Origin of the sequence: Haloterrigena turkmenica DSM 5511, from assembly GCF_000025325.1 — an archaeon.
Lineage (GTDB): Archaea > Halobacteriota > Halobacteria > Halobacteriales > Natrialbaceae > Haloterrigena > Haloterrigena turkmenica.
In genome coordinates this window covers 393,133-413,648 of sequence record NC_013745.1, presented here as the reverse complement: position 1 = coordinate 413,648, position 20,516 = coordinate 393,133, and the positions used below count along the sequence as shown (strand labels likewise).

Below are 20,516 nucleotides of genomic sequence, written 5' to 3'. Positions count from 1 at the left end.
GCGTTCAGGAGCGGTCGATCGTCGCGTCACTGTCGTCGGCGATTTCGGTGTCGTCGGCCAGCGATCCGTGGTTACCGGCGAACGAAATTTCGCGCGTTTCCGACCCGCCGGCCTCGAGGAACGGTCCCTCCGACTGGGGCGCACAGCCGCGGACTCGAGTCCGATCGACGTTCGTCAGGGAGACCACGGGCGCGTCCTGGTCGTCGGGGACCCGCAGGCCGTCGATCGTCACGTCCTCGGTGTCCTCGAACTGCATCGCCGGGCCGCCGGGCGTCCGGATCCGGACGTCGGTGAACGAGATGTCGGCGATGGACTTACAGAAGAGGGCGTGGGTCTGCTCGTAGTCGTAGGCCATCGCGGGATCGAGGTCCGTCGCGTCGAGCGGCCGGGTGGCGTCGATCTGCACGTCGTTGAACGAAATTCCCTCGAAGTACTGCTCGGGGAGGCCGGCGAAGAAGCCGGCGGTCTCGACCTGACGGGCAGTGATGTTGGTAAAGGAGACGTTCCGCACCATCGGCGTCCCCTCGTCGACCGGTTCGGAATCGCTGTCGAGGGGCATGAAGTAGTAGCCGTTGATGGTGAACGGGCAGGCGATCCGTCGCATGACGATGTTGTCGAACCGGAGGTCCTCGACGACGCCGCCGCGATCGCGAGCGGTCTTGATCCGGACCCCTCGATCGGTGTCGGTGAAGGTGCAGTTAGAAACCGTCACGTCCCGCACGTCGCCGGACATCTCGCTACCGATGACGACGCCGCCGTGACCGGCCTCGACCGTACAGTTGGTGACGGTGATCTGGGACGCCGGTTCGCCGACCTCGCGGCCCTCGGCGTTCTTCCCGGACTTGATACAGATCGCGTCGTCGCCCGCGTTGATGTAGGTGTCACTGATGCGGACGTACCGCGAGGAATCGATGTCGATCCCGTCTCCGTTAGGCGCGTCGGCCGGGTTCGCGATGTTGACGTCGGTGATCGTGACGTTCTCGGAGTAGACGACGTGAGTGTTCCAGAACGGCGAGTTCTCGAGGGTCACGCCGGACACGCTGACGTTCTCCGACTCGGAGATCTGGAACAGCGGCGGCCGGTGGGTGAAGCTGCTGACGTCGTCCTGTTTCTCGTTTTTCTCCTCGAACTCGGCCAGTCGCTCCTGGAGTCCGTCTGGGATCTCCGACTCGGGGGCGTCGTAGAACTGCCACCAGTACTCGCCGCCGCCGTCGATCGTCCCGCGGCCGGTGATCGAGACGTTCTCGGCGTCGTCGACGAGCAGACACGGGTGGAAGCCGTACTGGTTCCACCCCTCCCAGCGGCTCTGGACCGTCGGGAATGCCTCGTAGTCGCCGACGAACTGGAGCGTCGCCCCCGCGTCCAGATGCAGGGTCGTCTGGTCGCCGACCCGGAGCGGGCCGGTCACGTACGTGCCCGACGGGACGTACACCGTCCCGCCGGACTCGGCGCACTCGTCGAGCGCCGTCTGGATCGCCTCGGTATCGAGCGCGTCCGAGTCGCCGGTCGCGCCGTACTCGCGGATATCGAATCCGTCCGTTTCAGGTGCTGCCATCGTCTGGGTATTTCGGAGTACGGAAATAAACGTTGCGTCGTCGGCGGGTCGCCGTTGGCCGGCGATTCCACTCATCGGTTGTAACGGCGGACCAGCGACTCCGCTCGTCGGTGGCGACGGCGGACCGGCGGACGGGATGGCGGCCGCCCGCCGAGAAGGATGGCAGTTCAGGCGCGATACAACGGCAGGTCGTCGACGGTGACGGGCGACGCTACTGTTCGACGGCGAGGGCCTGCTCGCGCAGCCAGGCGCGCAGGCCGGACTCGGGTTCGTCGAGCGACGCGGTGTTGACCTCGAGAGAGGGGTAGCCGCCGACCTCCTCCTGGCTGTCGATGACGTGTCCGTTCCCGTTGCGGATGCGGTCGAGGATGCGCTCGTCGTGGTCGGTGCGGTCGGCCGGGCGTGCACCGGCGTTTGCGAGGTTGTGCGACTTGGTCTCGCTCGAGTCGATCGCCTCGAGGGCGTCGGGCCACAGCGGTCGGGAGCTCAGCTGCGTGACGCTGTCCTCGATCATCTCGGTGCTGCCGTCGTTGAGGAGGTTGTCCTCGGCGTACACGCTCCCATCGCCGATGATGTTTGCCTGATCGGTCTGGGGGTCCTCGAAGACGTTGCCCACGATGCTGTGTTCCGTGTCGGGGTCGGTCCACATCCCGTCGTGGAAGTGGTGGATGAGGTTGTTGACCACGACGGTCTCGGTCCCCGTCTTGAGCCGCGGATTGCGGTCCGTCCCGAGCGCCCAGACGTTGCCCATGAGCGCGACGTTCTTCGCGTTGTTGCCCATGATCGAGTTGTAGCCGTGCTCGCCCTTGTGGTGGGTCGCGTCGTTGAGCGGTTCGGCGACCAGACAGTTCGAGATCGTGGTGTTCTCGGTGTCGTAGCCGGCGTTGATGTTCTCGTCGACCGACCACGTGCCGGTACAGTGATCGATGACGTTGTTCGTGCTGTCGTCGGCCGTCTGGATCGCGTCGGGTTCCCAGCCGTCGCCGGGTTCCTGGCCGGCGTCGCCGGGCCGAACCCGCAGGTGCTGGACGACACAGTCGTCGCCGTAGAGCCAGATACCGCCGCGGATGATCGTGATTCCCGGGGACGGCGCCGTCTGGCCCGCGATCCAGCACTTTCCGTTGCGGACGTTGAGGTCGGAGGCCTCCATGTCGATCGTCCCGCTGGTCTCGAAGACGACGACGCGCGGACCGTCGACGCTGATCGCGGTCTCGAGGGCCTCTCGCGTCGGTTCGTCGACGACGACGATCGGCGTGTCGTCGTCGAGCCACGGCGCCACGTCGGCGAATCCGTCGCTCGGATCGAACGCGGAAGCGCTCTCGGGCCCGTCTCCGGCGCCGCCACTGGAGCCGCTGGTCGTCGAGAACAGATCGTTGATGGTCGCGGATTCGTTGTTACCGTCGTCGGCGACGGCGTGGAACTGGTAGTAGCGTCGCGCGTCCAGTCCCGAGACGTCGATGCCGAACTCGCCCGTCTCCGAGAGCGACGACGGCTCGGTCTCCTGCCACTCGTCCGCGGTTACCTCGCGGTAGCGGAAGAAGACGTCGACGGAGTCGGCACCGGCGAGGTGCTCGAGTTCGCCCTTGAGCGTCGCCGAGTTCGGGCCGATATCGGCCGGCTCGAGCGTCGAGGCGACGGCCACCTGATCGACCGAGACGCTACCCTCGACGAGCGGCGCGCCGATATCGTCGTTCTCGTCGGGTTCGACGCCCTCGAAGTTGCGGAACTTCGCGGTCGTGGCGGTGGCCTGGTCGTGGCTCGTCGCCGCCAACCCGAGGTAGACCTCGTCACTGAACTCGATCTCGTTGGCCGTGAGTTCGACCATCAGCGTCCACTCCTCGCCGTCCTCGGAGCCGTAGGCCCGCAGCGTGTCGCCGGATCGCTGGAGGCGCTGCCAGGACCCCTCCATGGTACCGCCATCGATCCGACTCAGGGGCGCGCCGTCCTCTGAGGTCGTACTCGTCGTCGCGGCGCCGTCCCGGGGACGCCACTGGGGCGACATCCCGAATCCGGCGCGATTACGGACCATCAGGTTCCGCGAGTTGGCGTCGAGCGACTCGCGGATCATGATCCCCGCCTTCGCGTGCGGGTTGACGTTCTCGAGCGAGGCGACCTCGACGGTGACGTCGAAATCGCCGCTCACGGTGGTGTAGTAGTAGTGACCCAGGTCGGCCTGGTTCCAGATGTCCGCGCCGGCCGCTTCCATGGTGATGACCTCCGGCGCGTCGCCGGCGTCGTCCGGCTCCTCCTCTTCGTCGTTCGACAGCTCCGAGCAACCGGCGACGAGACCGAGCCCGGCCGCTGCACTGGCTGTTCGAATGAATGTGCGTCTATCGGGGTTCATATGCTAATCGTACACAGCCTGTATCGACTGACACACCTTAGTATTTGTGATTGTTAATTGTTGAGAATAGTCGCTCCGGCGCCGCGGCTCGCGACGGTCGGACGGACCGCGAAAAAATCCGCTACCGCGGGTCGGTCTCGCTGTGATTACGCGCGGCGGTGAAGGACGAGGACGGCACCGAGCAGCGCGGTCAACACTGCCGGGACGCCGAATCCGGGCATGCCGTCGTCGCCGTCGGCGCTGTCGCCGTCGTCGTCGCCGCTCTCGTCGTCACCGGTATCGCCATCGTCGGAGCTCCCCTCGTAGGTGTACTCGAAGCTGGCGGTGACCGGCGTTCCCTCGTCCGTGTAAGCGTCGTCGGCGCTCGGGAAGTCGAACGCCTGGTTGCCGTTCGTGTCCTCGTGGACCTGCACGTAGAGGGTCGTGTCCTCGCTGACCGGTTCGTCGAGGGTCACCTCGACGTCCGAACTGGTGCCGGCCTCGAGGTACGAACTCGAGCCGATGGTCGGGCCGGACGCCGATTGAGTGTGGACGGAGACGAACCCGCCGTCGCTCAGGTCGAGTTCGTCGACGGAGATGCTGTCACCCTCGCCAGCCTGATCGCTGACGGAGACGCTGGCCGACGGCGGCGGCACGATCACGCCCGTGGTGTTGACGACCTCGACGGGCGAGTTCGGCGGATCCTCCTCGAGGCTGGCCGTAATGACCAGTTCGGTGTCGTACTCGAGGTCGCTGGTGTCGACCGTCATCGTGGCCGACGAAGTGGGGGTCGAACCCGCGACCTTGCCGGCGAGGATGTCACCGTTTCCGTGGTTCTCGTGGTCCATCTCCGAGACGTTGAGGCTGCCATCCTCGGACGTGGCAGTGATCGTCCACTCGAAGCCGGCGGCGAGTTCGGTGTTCAGTTGGATCTCGGCGCTCGAGGACTGCGGAATTTCGACCTCTCCCTCTTCGTTGCCGATCCAGCTGTTCCCCTCGACCGTCTCGAACTCGATGGTCTCCTCCTCGACGCCGTCCTCGGTCTCGATTGTCAGCGTCGCTTCGTAGGTCTCACCGGGTTCGGCCTCGACCGGTTCGCCGTCCTCGTAGAGAGTGACTTCGTTGAGGTCGACCCCGAAGAAGAGCCCCGTCTCTTTGCTGTTGTAGAGTCGGCTGTCGGCGGTGTTCCGGTCGAGGGCGATGGTCACGCCGCTGGGATCCTCGCTCAGGTCGAGCGCCTTGTCGCCGTTAGTCTGCTCGACTGCGAGCGAGAGCGGCGAACTCTCGAACTTCTCGAGGATGTTCTCGCCGGGCGATTTGTCGATCGCTTCGAAGACCGACTCGCTGGTCTCGTAGTGGAGCACCACGGGGTCCCAGGCCTCGGTGCCCTGGACGTCCAGCGCGACCGAATCGTCCTGAGCGACCTCGCCGTCGCCCGTGTTGTCGCCGATCACGGCGGCCGTGTCGTAGCCGATACCGTACGGGATCGACAGCGGCTTGCCGTCGCTGGCGTTGGCGCTCTCGATCGTGTAGTCGGGATCGATGACGTCCTGAATCACGCCCGACGACTGGGCGACCTGGATGCGGTTCTCGCCGAAGTAGACGTCGTCGTCGCGGGCGGGCTCACCGTCGACCATCCCGTCCTCGGGACCGGGCGCGTAGGCGGTCAGGGTGAACTCCTGCCCTTCCATGCCCGAGAGGTCGAACTGCCCGGTGACCGGACCGGCGGGGATGGTCCCCGCGGAGTCGGTGTCCTTGAGGACCTCGTTGCCCTCGACCTCGACGGTCTCGGTCTGCGTCTCGCCGTCCTCGGTCTCGAGGACCAACTGGACCTCGGTGCCGCCGGCGAGCGTCGACGTACCGCTGATTTCTTCGCCGACCTTGTTGTCGGGTTCGTAGCTGTCCTCGAGGGTCACGTCGCCCTCGACGGTCTCGAAGCTCGTCGCCTCGGTCTGGCCGTGGACGTCGAACTCGACGGTGTACTCCTCGCCGGTCTCGAAGCTGGCCTCCTGGCCGTTCTCGTCGAGAACCGCGCGGTTCGGGTCGACCCAGACGAGCAGACCCGTGTCGGGCTCGTCGCCGTAGGCGAAGTCGTCGTCGACCTCGTCGGTGTCGGCGAAGACCATCACGGGCGGGACGTCTTCGTCGACGCCAGCGGGGTTCTCGTACCCCTCCATGTTGTCCGCGATGTTCAGTTCCTTGTCACCGTCGGCCTGCGTGATCGAGACGTCCCAGTCGTCGTTGTTCACGAAGTTCTCGGTCACGAGTCCCTTGTCGGCGCCGGAAACGGGCGGGTTCAGTTCCTCCAGTCCGCTCGACTCGACGTGGAGCGTGACCATGTCCCACTGGCCGTTGGGATTCTTCGCGATGGAATCGTCAGCGCGCAGGTGCGCGTCGCCCTCCGCGTTGGCGAACATCGAGATTCCGGTGTCGTCCTCGTCGTATTCGTTCGGCAAAACGGGGTACGGTCCGTTACCGTCCCCGTCGTCGCGGAACCAGGAGATGGTGAGCGGTTTCGCGCTCCCTTCCTCCATCATCGACTCCGCTGTGCTCGTCTCGGCTGTCTGCTCGTTCGTCTCGACTGTACTCGTCGGCGAGGCTGTGCCCGCGGCGATCGCCGGTGTGGCGAAGATCGATACCACCATCATCGCGGCGAACAGCAGCACTCGGTGCTTCTTTTGTGATTGTGTCATGTCTCCCCGTGTGATACGGTTCGTCATGTAACACACAACCATCCCTATTTATAATTTATCATGGTTGTTTTCCTAGTATATAGAGAGAATATAGGGGTAGAGGCCTCATAGTCCGCCGCTATCGTCGGAATCATCGATTCGAGACGACGTCGCAAACAGCCGTTTCGACGCTCAGCGCGACGCCGCGAGGACGTCGGCGTCCTCGAGGTCCCACACCTCGAGGTAGTCGCGTTCGCGGTCGACGAGTTCGACGAAAAGGTCCGCGGCGGCGTCGCGTTCGATCGAGACGAGCGGATCGTTGAGGAACGCCCGGAACGCCCGATCGAGGTCGCCCTCGAACCCGGCCTCGACGAGCGTCTCCTGGTTGTTCACGTGGGTCATCACCATTGATCGGATTTCGCGAGGGAACGAGCCGGCGGCCAGCGGCGAGACGTCGTCGCCGGTGAGCAACGCGTTCGTCTCGACGACGGCGCCCTCGGGCAGCCCCGCGACCTGCCCCTCGTTGGGGTAGTTCAGGTGGGTCTCGACGGGCTCGAGTCCCAGCAGGGCCCGGAAGATGTCGACGGCCTCCTCGCCGGAGTCGTAGAACTCGAACTCCTCGTCGCCAGAGAGGTACCGCTCGGTCTGCGTCGGCCCGTCGTCGTCGGGGAGGCGAGCCGAACTCGGGGTGAACCGGATCCCCCATCGATGGAGGTCCTCGGGGTCGTCGAGCTGGAGGTACCACGGGACGAACTCGACGAGGTGGCGGTCGCCGGCCGCGCCGAGCAGGCCGAACCGGTCGTAGAGGTCGAAGGCGACGTTGTAGTTGTTGACCCAGTAGGACGCGTCGGCCATCGAACCCGGATCGAAGTCCTTCAGCGGTTTCCGCTCCTCGAGTTCGGCCTCGAGGTAGCCGAACAGGTCGGTATCGCGCCATCGGGCCTCGTCGATCCACGTGAAGTGGTTGATCCCCTTGACGGTGACGTGGATCTCCTCGCGGGCGACGTCCTCGGCGTCGTCGACGTACCGCTCGGCGATGTCGGCGAACTGCTCCTGGAACTTGAACACCTCGTGGCAGAGCCCGATCGCGTTGATGTCGGGGTACTCCTCGTAGAGCGTCCGAGTGCAGACGGTCATCGGGTTGGTGTAGTTGATTACCCACGCATCGGGACACTGTTCGCGAACCGTCGCCGCGATCTCGCGGTACTGCGGGATCGCCCGCATCGAGCGGAGGACCCCGCCGGGACCGACGGTGTCGGCGACCGGCTGGTGGATGCCGTACTGTTTGGGAACGTCGATGTCGTGGACGAACGTCTCCGCGGGCGGGTCCTGGATCGAGCAGACGACGAAGTCGGCGTCCGCGAGCGCGTCGTCCATCTCGCGGTAGGCCTCGAACGTCCAGTCGCCGTCGGCGTCCTCGCGCTCGACGATCCGATTGCCAAGTTCGGCGTTCTTCGTCGCGGCCTCGTGGTCGACGTCGTACAGCGCCACCGATCCGGCGATGTCGCCACACTGCGCGAGATCGTTGATGAGGGTGTGGGCCCACCCCTGGCTGCCGCCCCCGACGTATCCGATCTTCACGCGAGGGATCTCCTCGATCGAACGACTACCGAGTTGATGCATACGTCTCTCGCACGGACGGTACGCGGCAAAAGGGTTGGCATTCGGTGACGATTCTGCCGGCTCTCGGACCATCGGTCGTCCCCGGCCCAGCTCTACACGCCACCCTCTGGCGATCGTCGATCGCCGACCGGCGTCGGAAGCTTCCCGCGATCATCGCCGCGCAGCGCCGCCGCCAGGTGCAACAGCGCCAGCGGGACCGGATCCTCGAGGACGATCCGGTCCTCGCCGTCGACAAACAGCCCGTCGTCGTTCGTGCGCGCCTCGAGGACGCGCTCGCCGACGCGTGCCGCAGCGTCGCGGTAAGCGTCGCGTCCCGTCGCCCGGTGAAGTTCCAGCAGCGCGTACACCGCCCGGAAATCGTCGCAGTCGGGATCGGTCTCGAGGTCGGGACCGATCTCGAGGGCGACGCCGTCATTCGCCGCGTCCGCGCTCCCGCCCGTCTCGTCGAGCGCGCCGATATCGCCCAGACCCAGTCCGCGCGCGATGTCGCGGACCGTCAGCCAACAGGTCTCGTCGCCCGTCGTCCGAGCGGCCGTCGCGTACGCCCAGAGGAAGTCCGCGTCGGCCTCGATGGGGCCGATAACGCGCCCCTTGGGCCCGAAATAGCCCTCGCGGCGGACGACGAACCCCTCCAAACTGTGTCCGTCGGTCAGCATCGGCTCGAACTCGTTTCGCTCCGGACGGTAGGCCGCCTCGCGCCACGCGCGGAGTTCCGCGACGGCCCACCGCGTGAATTCCCGGCCGCGGTCGCCGAGGCGCTCGCCGAGCTCGAGTTGGCGGCGCTGGACGATCGGGCGCGGGCGGAACAGCGTTCCCTCATAGACGCGGTGGTCGCCGTGGATGTACGGCGCGAACTGGTACTGGGCCCGGTCGCCCCGGATCTCCGGCCCGTTGCAGTAGCTGGGATGTTGGCTGAACTGGTAGCCGCTGATGCCCGTCTCCTGGCGCGTTTCGACGTACCGACGGGCCAGGCGCCGCGCCCAGCGCAGCGGACCGTCGGCGGTACCGTCACCGTCGCCACCGCCGCCACTGCGGTCGGTGTCATCGCCGGCGTCGCCGTCGAGTTCGGCCAACCGACCCGCGGCGTAGTAGAGGTCGCTCCCGGTGTTGACGAAGGTCAGCCCGTCACCCCAGAAGAAGACGTCGCCGCCCTCGTACGCGCGGTCCCACGGGTCATCAATTGCTCCGTCGGCCGTCGATAGGACGTCGCTCGTCTCCCCGTCGGCGTAGTCGTACTCGTCGTTGCACCACTCGTTGAGGTCGCCGTGCCGATTGAAATCGAGGATCGACCAGTCGTAGACGTGGGCGTCCCAGAACGCCTCGACGAAGCGTCGCGTCGCGTCCGGATCGACCTCCCAGAACAGATCGTAGAAGGGATACTCGAACTTCAGTTCGTGCGGCCCGTCCTTATTCGTCGCCAGCGCGTCCGCCTCGAGGTCGTAGGCCACGTGGCCGCCCCAGTAGGGGAGGCCCCGCGCGTCCGTGAGGTGCTCGAGGAACCAGTCGACGATTTCGACGGCCGCGTCCCGGTAGCGCTCGTCGCCGTCGATCCGGCTGAGGGCGACGAGAGTCCGGAGGAACTCCTGTTGGGTCGCCACGTTCGAAAGGCGCCGATCAGCAGCGACGTCGCGGGCGTCGTAGGCGACCGCCGCCTCGGCGCCGGGATCGATCGCGTCGGCAAGCAGCGGCGTCTCCCGCTCGCCGTACCGGTCGCGTCCGGCCGTCAGCGCCGCATCGGCGTGACGGCGAACGGTCTCAAGGAACTCGTCGGCCAGTGTCGAACCCATCGTAGTGGTCCAGACCAGCGGCCGTCACTTGTGTACTCGGTTAGTATTCTAGCAGGTTCGATCGGAATCGAACAGTGCAGTGCGGTATCGTCTCACTAAGATTTAAGAACGGGTAGTTCATCGGCGGTGACATGGATCGAGCGAGCGGTAGCCGATCGCAACCGACTGATCGACGTCGATGCTCTCGCCGGACGCTCCTGACCCTCTCCGGGGTCGGTCTCACCGGAACGCTGGCCGGCTGTACCGGCAGCGAGTCGGACGATAGCGGGGAGACGCCGGCGGGAGAGAACGGAGACGAAAACGGGACGGACGAGTCGTCTACCGAGGATTCGGCAGGGTTCGACGCGAGTTTCCTCGGCGAGTCGGCGAGCTCCCACGTCGGTGCGACCGACGGGTTCGCCGACGCCTCGTGGCTCTCCGAAACCGAGCCCGAGGTGTACACGGTGACGAGCCTCGAGGGGTCCGGCGAGGGATCGCTCCGAGAGGCGATCGACCGGCGGGGCCCCCGGATCGTCGTCTTCGAGGTCGGCGGCGTCGTCGACCTCGAGGGGGCGTCTATCGAGGTCGATCGGCCCGGGCTCTACGTCGCGGGGCAAACCGCCCCGTCGCCGGGTATCACGATCATCAGAGGCGGAATTCGCGTCGACGCCGATAACGTACTCCTCCAGCACATCCGCGTTCGCCCCGGCGACGAGATCCCCTCGGAGATCGACTGCCTAAGCAACGCTGGCGGCTCGAACGTCATCTTCGACCACTGCTCGGCCAGTTGGGGAACCGACGAGAGCGTCTCGACCAACAGCGGCCGCGAGAAGCCGGACATCACGTTCAGCAACAACCTCATCGCGGAGTGTCTGAACGACTCGATCCACCCGAAGGGCGCCCACTCCTACGGGACGCTGGTGATGGATCGCAGCAAGCGGGTGACCATCGCGGGGAACCTCTGGGCAAACACGGTCGCTCGCCACCCCCGGCTCAAGGGCGGCACGAGTTCGGTCGTCGCGAACAACGTGGGGTACAACTTCGAGCGGGCGCTCAACCTCGGCGGCGGCGTCGACGACGAGACGACCGCGAGCATCGTCGGCAACTACTACCGCGCGGGGCCGCGGACGCCGACGGACGACGCCGTCGTCGGGACGACCTACACCGACGCGAAGGGGCCGATAACCGCCTACATCGCGTACAACGAGACCGATCCGTCGTCGATGCCCGTGACCGGAAATGAGGGCGGCATCACGATGGCCTCCCAGCGCCCCCTCTGGCCCGACGACCTGAAAACGGTCCGCGGAGGGCAGGCCTACGACACCGTGCTTTCGGGCGTCGGCGCCCGCCCCGCCGATCGCACCGCACACGACGAACGGATCCTCGAGCACGTCCGCGAGGGCATGGGCGCCATCATCGACAGTCAAGAAGACGTCGGCGGCTACCCCGACCTCGAGGAGACGACGCACGCGCTCGACGTTCCCGACGAGGGAGTCGGCGAGTGGCTTGCACAGTGGGCACGGGCCGTCGAGGATCCCGCCGCGAGTCCTCTCTGATGCCGCAGGGGTCGGCCGTTTCGTTCTCGCGGTCAGTGGACTCGAGATACCGAACGAAAACCGACGAGCCGTCATTTTCGCTTTCTGGCGCCACACACCAGCGTTCCGCGATCCGAGACCGACCGATAGCCGCGTGACTGCAGCCGCGACGCTGCACGGCGAGCGCGCTCGAGTCAGCCTCGCGAACGCGTTCGAAAGATCCGTTCAGTGATTACGCTGACCGACACAACCGCCGTCAACCTGCATTTGACCGGTCACTGGTTCCCCCTCGCCGAACTTTACAAAAGTACCTGTGTAATACCAGGGGCACCTCTTCTGACATCCATACGTATGTAAACCGAAGGCAGTCGCGATCGAGTGTCGTGACGTCGGGATTTCTATACCGAGATTATAGGCCGATGTGAGGCCGTATTCGGACTGTTAGGAGTGTTCGCGTGTGGGAAATGCTGATCGAGAGTTCGTCGCGAGTAGTGACACCGTCCGAACGAGCACTCGACCGAGATCGGCGGTCGAACACCGACTGATAGTGAGTGACACGGCCACACGACACTCGGTATGCCGGCGACCGACGGTGGCGGACGAACGGTTTTCCTCACGCGATTGTCAGTAGATTCAACGGGAAACAGTTCCCCAGAGGGGAACAAACTTATGTGGGAGAAACCCGCTATGTCTCGGTATGGCAAACGCCCCCAACGAACGCACCGGACGCCGGATCCAATCAGTCGAAATCGCCTTTACCGTTCTCGATGCCGTCCGGAAGAACGACCGGCCCAGCGTGACCGAACTCGCCGACGAACTCGGCCACTCGAAGAGCACGATCCACAGCCACCTCCAGACCCTCGAGAGCGAGGAGATCATCGTCCGCGAGGACGACGGCTACCGGCTGAGTCTCCAGGTGCTGGACATGGCAAACGACGTCCGCACTCAGGTCGCCAACTACGACGTGATCGTCGACGCGGTCGACGAACTGGCGAACGAAACGGGAGAGATCGCGCAGTTCGGGATCGAAGAACACGGGCACGTGTCGTATCTCTACAAGGCGATGGGGAATCAGGCCGTCGAGACGGCCTCGCGCGCCGGCGGGAAACAGCCGATGTACTCGACCTCGCTCGGCAAGGCCATCCTCGCGTTTCTCCCCTCCGACAGACAGGAGGAACTCGTCAGCGAGGCGGCGTTCGAACGGAGAGGGCCGAAAACGATCACGGATCGGGCCGGCCTCTACGAGGAACTCGAGGCGACCGCGAAACGGGGGTACGCGATCGACGACGAGGAGAACATCGAGGGACTCCGGTGTGTCGCCGCGCCCATTCGGAACGGGACGTCGGTCGTCGGCGCCGTCAGCGTCACCGGACCGGCCAGTCGGTTCACGGACGACTACCTCCACGGCGAACTCGCCGAGAGCGTCCAGCGGGCGGCGAACGTCATCGAACTCAATACCAAGTTCTCGTAGGACCGACGGGGGCGGGAGACTCGCGTTTCGTCGCGTTCGCGCGACGAACCGTCGCTTTCGAACACGCAGTGAGCGAGGACGGATTTGTCACGCGGAATAACTCATCCGTCAGAGGCGGTAACGATTACCTGTACGTTCGGAAAAATGTACCTTCTGCGAAAAAAGATATATCACTGACGGTATTGTCGGGGGTGGTGGTGTAATACCATGGCACACAAACGACGATCCTTCCTGCGAGCGATCGGTGCGGGGAGCCTCGGACTGACGGCAGCAGCGGTTACCAGTGGCACGGCCGCGGCGGCGACCATCATCACGATTCGCGGCGGTGGTGCGGACATCTGGAGTACGGCGGACGCGTTCCACTACTACTACGACAACGTCAGCGGAGACTTCGACGTACAAGTGCGAAACACCGCGCTCGAGAACACTGACCCCAACGCGAAGACCGGCATCATGATCCGGGAGTCACTGGATCCCACGGTGAAGAACGTGATGCTCCGGCGGACGCCCAGCGGCGAGGCGTCGCTCCAGTGGCGGCCGGAAGCCGGCGTCGATACGGTCAGCACGACGTCGGGCGGCGAAGACGAGAGCGAAGTCGACGGTGGGAGCCTCGAGGCCGAGTGGCTGCGCCTGAAGCGGAGCGGCGACGTCTTCGAGGCGTACGGCTCGAATGACGGGGAGAGCTGGACGCTGATCGCCGATATCGACGCGGAACACGTCGAATTGAGCGACGACGCGTACGTCGGCCTCCCCGTGACGAGCCACAACGTCGGCACGCTCTGTACGGCCGAACTACGCGATCTGACGGGACTCGAACCGACCGCCAACCGCGATATCGGCGACGTCGACGTCGCCGGAAGCGTCGACGTTGAAGAGGGCGTCCCGTTCGTCTCGACCGGCGATGCGACCGACGTGACGGCCACGGGGGCGACGGTACGCGGCGAACTGACCGATCTGGGCGGCGCCGAGTCGGCCGACTGCTACGTCGAGTATCGGGAGGTTCCGACCGAGTCCTGGGCGACGACCGCCGCGGGAACGCTCGAGGAGACGGGGGCGTTCGGCGTCCGCCTCGACGGCCTCACGAGCAGGCGGTACTACGAGTACCGCGCGGTCATCGAGACGAGCGACGGGGATTGGGCGACCGGGTCGACCAGAACGGTCGGGACGCCCGGTCGGTCGAACGGCCGGACGGTTCGAAACGGGCCACGAAGCGCATCATACGTCGACCTCGCCGACGGGTTCGCGGATCCGGCGCCGTGGCTGGACGACGACACGCCCGTCATCAAGATCACCGAGCCGACGCGACGCCAGCTGTCGGCCGCGGTCGGGGTCGACGGGCCGCGTCTGGTCGTCTTCGAGACCAGCGGTGTGATCGATCTCGAGGAGCAGCGCCTGACGGTGGTCAACGATGAACTCTACCTCGCGGGACAGACGGCCCCGTCGCCGGGGATCACGCTCACGCGCGGCGATCTCTGGATCGACGCGGACGATTGCGTCGTCCAGCACCTGCGGGTCCGGCCCGGCGACGCCAACCTGACCGAGGAGAGCGACTGGGAACCCGACGGGATCAGAACGGGAGACGGGACCGAGAACAACGTCATCGACCACTGCACGGCGACGTGGGGGGTCGACGAGAACCTCTCGGTCGGCTACGACACCGAAAACACGACGGTCTCGAACTGCCTGATCGCCGAGCCGCTGCAGGACGCGACCCATCACAAGGGCGATCACGGCTACGGTTCGCTGATCGGTAACAACGCGGAAAACGTCGCGCTCGCGGGCAACGTCTGGGCGCACAACTACGATCGGAACCCGCGCCTCAAGGAGGGGACCAGAACCGTCGTTTCGAACAACGTTATGTATCACTACAGGGACGGGGCCTGGATGGATCCCGACACGGAGGCGAGCATCGAAGGCAACGTCTTCCGGCGACCGGTCAGCGACCAGCCCAACGTCTTCGGCGACGGCGACGCGTACGTCGCCGACAACGTCCTCGAGGGCGGCGACAATCCGATGGTCGGCGACGGAATCACGCGACTCGACTCGCGGCCGCTCTGGCCCGAGGACCTCGAGGTCTTCGACTCGGAGGACGTCGTCGAACACAACCTCGAGAACGTCGGCGCGCGGCCGGCCGACCGAACCGCTCACGACGAGCGCGTCCTCGAGCAGCTCCGTACCGGTGACGGCACGTACATCGACAGCCAGGAAGAGGTCGGCGGTTACCCCGACCTCGAGGTCAACCGGCGGCGGCTGGACGTCCCCCAGAACGGAACGCACGCCTGGCTTCGCGCGAAAGCTCGCAGCGTCGAATAGTCGGTTCCCACTTACACGGACGAAAAGTCGAGACACGACTGGAGTCGGGAGCGGACCGAGCGACCCATCCGCGGGCGAACGACTCGCCCGCGGACGATCGGTCTTTTTTCGATGATTCGGGGTTGTGGGTAGCGCTGGCCGAGACGGGAACCGGAAAAGAACACATCATTTATCCCTCCGTGACCTATGACTTCAGTTACCACACAATGACGGATCAGCCCCGATACGAACCACGGATCGCCGACGGGACGCTCTACCTGGAGCGCGACGACCACAGCCTCGAGATCGGCTCCATGGACCACATCGTCGAGTTGGCCGGCGGGGAGACGTACACCATCGAGTACACCGACGAACAGAGCGCGGCCGCGTGGCTCGATACGGACGACGACAACGCGATCACGTTCGAGGTCCGCGAGGTCGTCGGGAGACTTCCCCACACCCCGGATCTGGTGACGAACCTCGAGAACGCGCCGCTCGAGGAGACGACCGACGACGGCTATCCGAAGCGGACGTCGCTGTTCGTCGACCTCTTCACCGAGATTCTGGACTCGAAGGGGAACCTCGAGGCGTAGCCGGCGCCGGTGGGCGCCACCGACACCCAAATATTAATCCGTCCGAGAGACACTCCACCGAGTATGTACGAGATTCGGGCGAGCGACACCTTCAGACGACCGCCGGAATGGGCCACGTTACAGCGCGACCTGTTCGAGACGATGGCCGACGCCGTCGACGGGTTCGTCGACGAGTACCTCGCCGAGAACGGCGAGCCCTACTGGCCGCCCGACGACCACGTCGGCGTCGATGGCTTCGACGACGTGATCGAGGGCTTTTACAACTGGCCGCTGGTGTACGCGATGGGCGGCGACGAGCGCTTCCTCGAGCGCTCGCAGGAGGCCTACGAAGGCGCGCTGAAACGGGGCAGCGAGACCGAGACGCCGTTCGGCCACCCGATGGTCGTCGACGAGTTCGAGCAGTGTCGCGACTGGTTCCACCTAGGCGAGGGCAATCTCTTCACCTACAACATGGGGCTGGCGGCGCCGGACGACGAGACCGTCGTCGACCGGGCCGAGCGGTTTGCGGGCCTCTACTTCGACGACGCGGACGTGAACAACTACGACGGCGAGAAGCGCCTCGTTCGCGCACCCCAGAACGGGAGCATGGGGCCCGAGTACAGCGATCTGTCGGCGTTCGGGGACCAGTCGACATTCGGCGGCTACGGCTCCGACTACCGCTGGGCGACCCACGGACTCCCGTGGCGGGACACGGAGTTCGACGAAGCGGCCGAGCTGCTCGATCCGGACAACGAGGACCGACTCTACGAGATCTACGGCGAACGCTGTTCTCGAGGCGACATCCCGCTCAATCTCGGGATCACGAGCCTGATGACCAACGCCTACCTCCACACCGGCGACGACCGGTACCGGGAGTGGGTGACGGACTACCTTCAAGCGTGGCGCGAGCGCACCGCCGAAAACGGCGGGATCATCCCAGACAACGTCGGACTCTCGGGCGAGATCGGGGAGTACACCAACGGGAAGTGGTACGGCGGCTTCTACGGCTGGTCGTGGGGCGGCTGGCACTACGTCGGCATCGGGCCGACGGTCGCAGCGGAGAACGCCGTTCTGCTCGAGGGCGATCGGGAGTACCTCGAGTTCCCGCGCTCGCAACTCGACGTCCTCATCGAGAACGGGATCGAAGTGAGCGAGGACCCGATCCACGACACGCTGTACGTCCCACACAAGTACGGTGATCCGGGCGACTACCACTACAATGCCTCGGGCGTGCTCACGGAGAACGACGGCGAGGTGCTCTGGCGCGACGGCTGGTACGAGTTCAAGCCCCACCGGGACGACCCCTACGTCTTCCACCTCTGGTATATGTCCCTCGCCGAGGAGGATCGCGAGCGCGTCGATCGACTGCGCGACTGGGGCAGCCGGGACTGGAAACAGGTCGACTTCCGGGCGTCGAACAAACACGGCGCCGGCGAGGAGTACGCCTGGCTGTCGTACCTCGACGGCGACTTCCCCGCCTATCCCGAGCGGATCATGGAGGCCAATCACGCCCACGTGCGTGACCACCTCACGCTCATGCGCGAGGAGGGCGGCGTCCCCGAGAGCGAGGACTTAGACGAGGACTACCTCCGAGACCGGAACCCGGTCTTCCACCGCGGACTCCTCCAGCTCACGATGGGGGCGCCCCAGCCCGTCTACTACGGCGGGCTCGTGATGGCGCAGGTCCGCCACTTCGACCCCGAGCACGAGCGCCCGGGGCTCCCGCCGGGCGTCTCGGCGCTGGTCGAAGACGTCTCGAGCGAGGGCGTCGACCTCACGCTGGTCAACGGCGGCGGCGCGGACCGCAAGGTCGTCGTGCAGGCCGGCGCCTACGGCGAACACGAGTTCACGGCCGTAGAGTACGACGGCGAGCGCGGGCAACCCGAGTCGAACGCGATCCGAGTGTCGCTCCCGAGCGGCTCGCGACTGTCGCTGTCGGCGGACCTCGATCGGTTCGCGAACGATCCGAGCTACGCGTTCCCGTGGAACGAGTCGCACACGCCGGCGAGTGAGTGAGCCGAAATGTCCCAACTACTACCAGTCTCCAGTCCCAAACATTCACCAGTGTCCATGCACCGGCGTCCACCCGAACGCAGCGCCGCAGGCGACCGCGAGTACGTCGTCCCGAGAGCCGATCGCGGCGGTTCCCGGCAGCCGCCAACCCCCGCTCCCGGTGGTGACGCGTCGTGACGGGACTCGAGGCGATGCTCGTCGGCGCAGTCGCCGGCGGCCTGCTCCCATCGGATCTCGTGGCTCCCGCCGGCGTCGCGGCGCTGCTGGTGTTGCTGGTCCTGTCAGGGTTCTTCTCCTCGGCGGAGATCGCGATGTTCTCGCTGGCCCAGCACCGCATCGAGGCGCTCGTCGAGGACGGCACTCCCGGCGCCGAGACCGTCCAGGCGCTCAAGGACGATCCCCATCGGCTGCTGGTGACGATCCTCGTCGGGAACAACCTCGTCAACATCGCGATGTCGTCGATCGCGACCGGACTGTTCGCGATGTACATGAGCCAGGGCCGAGCGGTGCTGGCGGCGACGTTCGGCGTGACGGCCGTCGTCCTGCTGTTCGGCGAGAGTGCTCCCAAGTCCTACGCCATCGAGAACACCGAATCGTGGGCGCTGTCGGTCGCTCGTCCCCTCAAAATCTCGGAGTACGCGCTGTTTCCGCTCGTGATCACGTTCGACTGGCTGACCCGCGTAATCAATCGGCTGACCGGCGGCGGTACGGCCGTCGAAGAGTCGTACGTGACCCGCGAGGAACTCCGGAACCTGATCCGGACCGGCGAGAGCGAGGGGATCATCGAGACCGACGAGCGCGAGATGCTCCAGCGCGTGTTCCGGTTCACCGACACCATCGCCAAAGAGGTGATGACGCCGCGACTCGACGTCACCGCGGTCGCTCGAGAGGCCAGCGTCGACGAGGCCGTCGCGAAATGCGTCGAGAGCGGCCACACCCGCCTGCCGGTCTACGACGGCGACCTCGACACCGTCGTCGGCGTCGTCGAACTCGGCGACCTCGTCCGCGACCGTCAGTACGGCGAGACCGAAGACGAAACCCTCGAACTGTACCTCGAGGAGACGCTGCACGTACCGGAGAGCAAGCAGGTCGACGAACTGTTCCGCGAGATGCGCCAGCAGCGCGTCGAGCAGGTCGTCGTCATCGACGAGTTCGGAACGACGGAAGGGATCGTCACGACCGAGGACATCGTCGAGGCGATCGTCGGCGAGATCCTGGAGACGCAGGAGGACGAACCAATCGAGGTCGTCGACGACCGAACCGTTCGCGTCAACGGCGAGGTCAACATCGAGGACGTCAACGACGCCCTCGAGATCGACCTGCCGGAGGGCGAGGAGTTCGAGACGATCGCCGGCTTCGTCTTCAATCTCGCCGGCCGACTGGTCGAACCCGGCGAGACGTTCACGTACGACGGTGTCGATCTCACGGTCGAAACCGTCGATACGACGCGCATCAAACGCGTTCGGATCGTCGAACCGGAACCGTCGGCGACTGATGACTCCGGTATCTCCGCGACGAGTTGAACGAGCGTGTTGATTTCGCATCGGTCGAACTCGAGAGTAATTGACCGGACCGTCGTTCGAGTAGTATAGTCAAATATTCGATAGAAAGTGTGATAACTAACACCAAAGAATGGGTACGTGACGAACGATGACGGGAGTATTCAGACCAGGAAGAGTCGATCGTATGCGGACCGTCGAGCAAACTATTCGAGGCGTCGTCGCGCTCGGGGTTCTCGCAGTGGCGGTTCTCGTAGTGACGAGCAGCGGGCCGGCTTTCGGGCGACCGACCGGAGGCGGTCACGGAACGGCGCTAGTTGCCAGTTCGCTTGCGATCGGCGGCTATTTTCCCGCGGCGACCAGGGCCGTCGAGCGGGAACGCGAGCAACTGCAACGGGAGTGCGAGGCGTTCGACCGGTTCGCGTCGACGGTGAAATCGATCACCGTACAGACCGATAGCAGGGACGGCGTCTCCACGGTTCTCGTCGGAAACACCACTGCGACCGGGAGCAACGTCAGCGACGTCCGAGACGCCTACCGGGCCACCGTCATGGACGTCGATCACTACGAGAGCGAGTACGGAGAGGAACTCTACGAGAACATGACGCTGGAACTGTCCGAAAACGTCGCGTCGGCCGTCGCGAACGGCTACCAGTTCTCGCAACCGCTCAAACAGGCGGTGATACAGCAGTCGCGACTGGCCACGTCCCGCCGCGAATCGCTGCTTGACGCGGTCGACGCCGAACGCGACGCGCTCGAACGGAGTCGGAATCGACTTCGCGAGATCGACGAAACCGTCGCGGAGGATTCGACCGGTACGGAGGACGACTCGACCGACGCGGTCGATCGGGAGAGCGACTCGCCGCTCTCGACGTACACCCTCACGGAACTCTTCGAGTACGAACGGCGACTGCAGCGTTGTCTCAGCCGATACGAGCAACTACATCGGGACCGACAGCACGAGATTCACTCGAACGATGCCTCCCGGTCGAAGACCGGTTACCCGTTCTTGCAGCTCTACCTCTACGAGTCTCTCGAGGCCGACTTTCCGGTATTGGCGGCCGTTACGGAACGGTGTGAACGACTCCGAGCGCGGCGGGACGCGGTCCGTCGAGCGATTACGTACCGATGATTCCGGCGGCGGCAGTCGAGGACGCCCGTCCGCGGTTGTAGCCGCCAACCGCGATCTCGCACG

General features: G+C 65.4%; 12 protein-coding genes. 7 read left to right on the top strand and 5 right to left on the bottom strand.

Annotated features, from left to right (window positions below; genetic code table 11):
- Positions 1-4: 4 nt before the first annotated feature.
- The 5 genes from HTUR_RS23235 to HTUR_RS23215 all read right to left on the bottom strand — a co-directional run bounded on the left by HTUR_RS23235 (position 5) and on the right by HTUR_RS23215 (position 9,960).
- Entirely contained in the window at positions 5-1,555 is a 1,551-nt protein-coding gene (locus HTUR_RS23235) for a glycoside hydrolase family 28 protein (RefSeq protein ID WP_049942094.1), read from the bottom strand.
- A gap of 211 nt (positions 1,556-1,766) precedes the next feature.
- Positions 1,767-3,899, bottom strand: a complete 2,133-nt coding sequence (locus HTUR_RS23230) for a DUF1349 domain-containing protein (protein WP_012945804.1) — start codon at positions 3,897-3,899, stop codon at positions 1,767-1,769.
- A gap of 146 nt (positions 3,900-4,045) precedes the next feature.
- On the bottom strand, positions 4,046-6,571 hold the full coding sequence (locus HTUR_RS23225) for a DUF7282 domain-containing protein (protein ID WP_148225456.1): 2,526 nt from the start codon (positions 6,569-6,571) through the stop codon (positions 4,046-4,048).
- Between the two features lie 171 nt (positions 6,572-6,742).
- Positions 6,743-8,173, bottom strand: a complete 1,431-nt coding sequence (locus HTUR_RS23220) for a family 4 glycosyl hydrolase (RefSeq protein ID WP_012945802.1) — start codon at positions 8,171-8,173, stop codon at positions 6,743-6,745.
- Between the two features lie 92 nt (positions 8,174-8,265).
- On the bottom strand, positions 8,266-9,960 hold the full coding sequence (locus HTUR_RS23215) for a pectate lyase (RefSeq protein WP_012945801.1): 1,695 nt from the start codon (positions 9,958-9,960) through the stop codon (positions 8,266-8,268).
- A gap of 131 nt (positions 9,961-10,091) precedes the next feature.
- Between HTUR_RS23215 and HTUR_RS23210 the strand changes: the two genes are divergently transcribed.
- The 7 genes from HTUR_RS23210 (at position 10,092) to HTUR_RS23180 (ending at position 20,453) form a co-directional block, all read left to right on the top strand.
- Positions 10,092-11,495, top strand: a complete 1,404-nt coding sequence (locus tag HTUR_RS23210; protein WP_012945800.1) for a hypothetical protein — start codon at positions 10,092-10,094, stop codon at positions 11,493-11,495.
- A gap of 676 nt (positions 11,496-12,171) precedes the next feature.
- Positions 12,172-12,945: an IclR family transcriptional regulator gene (locus HTUR_RS23205; protein WP_012945799.1), complete on the top strand. Its 774-nt coding sequence runs from the start codon at positions 12,172-12,174 to the stop codon at positions 12,943-12,945.
- A gap of 207 nt (positions 12,946-13,152) precedes the next feature.
- Positions 13,153-15,258, top strand: coding sequence for a pectate lyase (locus HTUR_RS23200; protein ID WP_012945798.1), 2,106 nt, complete (start codon positions 13,153-13,155; stop codon positions 15,256-15,258).
- 206 nt (positions 15,259-15,464) lie between these two features.
- Positions 15,465-15,830, top strand: a complete 366-nt coding sequence (locus HTUR_RS23195) for a hypothetical protein (RefSeq protein ID WP_049942092.1) — start codon at positions 15,465-15,467, stop codon at positions 15,828-15,830.
- 63 nt (positions 15,831-15,893) lie between these two features.
- Positions 15,894-17,825 (top strand): hypothetical protein, encoded by a 1,932-nt coding sequence (locus HTUR_RS23190; protein ID WP_012945796.1) that lies wholly within the window; start codon positions 15,894-15,896, stop codon positions 17,823-17,825.
- A 188-nt stretch (positions 17,826-18,013) separates the two neighbouring features.
- On the top strand, positions 18,014-19,345 hold the full coding sequence (locus HTUR_RS23185; RefSeq protein WP_012945795.1) for a hemolysin family protein: 1,332 nt from the start codon (positions 18,014-18,016) through the stop codon (positions 19,343-19,345).
- Between the two features lie 232 nt (positions 19,346-19,577).
- The gene (locus tag HTUR_RS23180; RefSeq protein WP_148225467.1) at positions 19,578-20,453 is read left to right on the top strand and encodes a DUF7260 family protein; all 876 of its coding nucleotides are present in this window, start codon (positions 19,578-19,580) and stop codon (positions 20,451-20,453) included.
- Positions 20,454-20,516: the final 63 nt, after the last annotated feature.

Coding starts and splice junctions, on each gene's coding strand:
- HTUR_RS23225 (WP_148225456.1), bottom strand. CDS start 6,571: ATGACACAATCACAAAAGAAGCACCGAGTGCTGCTGTTCGCCGCGATG.
- HTUR_RS23205 (WP_012945799.1), top strand. CDS start 12,172: ATGGCAAACGCCCCCAACGAACGCACCGGACGCCGGATCCAATCAGTC.
- HTUR_RS23215 (WP_012945801.1), bottom strand. CDS start 9,960: ATGGGTTCGACACTGGCCGACGAGTTCCTTGAGACCGTTCGCCGTCAC.
- HTUR_RS23230 (WP_012945804.1), bottom strand. CDS start 3,899: ATGAACCCCGATAGACGCACATTCATTCGAACAGCCAGTGCAGCGGCC.
- HTUR_RS23200 (WP_012945798.1), top strand. CDS start 13,153: ATGGCACACAAACGACGATCCTTCCTGCGAGCGATCGGTGCGGGGAGC.
- HTUR_RS23235 (WP_049942094.1), bottom strand. CDS start 1,555: ATGGCAGCACCTGAAACGGACGGATTCGATATCCGCGAGTACGGCGCG.
- HTUR_RS23185 (WP_012945795.1), top strand. CDS start 18,014: ATGCTCGTCGGCGCAGTCGCCGGCGGCCTGCTCCCATCGGATCTCGTG.
- HTUR_RS23220 (WP_012945802.1), bottom strand. CDS start 8,173: ATGCATCAACTCGGTAGTCGTTCGATCGAGGAGATCCCTCGCGTGAAG.
- HTUR_RS23210 (WP_012945800.1), top strand. CDS start 10,092: ATGGATCGAGCGAGCGGTAGCCGATCGCAACCGACTGATCGACGTCGA.
- HTUR_RS23190 (WP_012945796.1), top strand. CDS start 15,894: ATGTACGAGATTCGGGCGAGCGACACCTTCAGACGACCGCCGGAATGG.
- HTUR_RS23195 (WP_049942092.1), top strand. CDS start 15,465: ATGACGGATCAGCCCCGATACGAACCACGGATCGCCGACGGGACGCTC.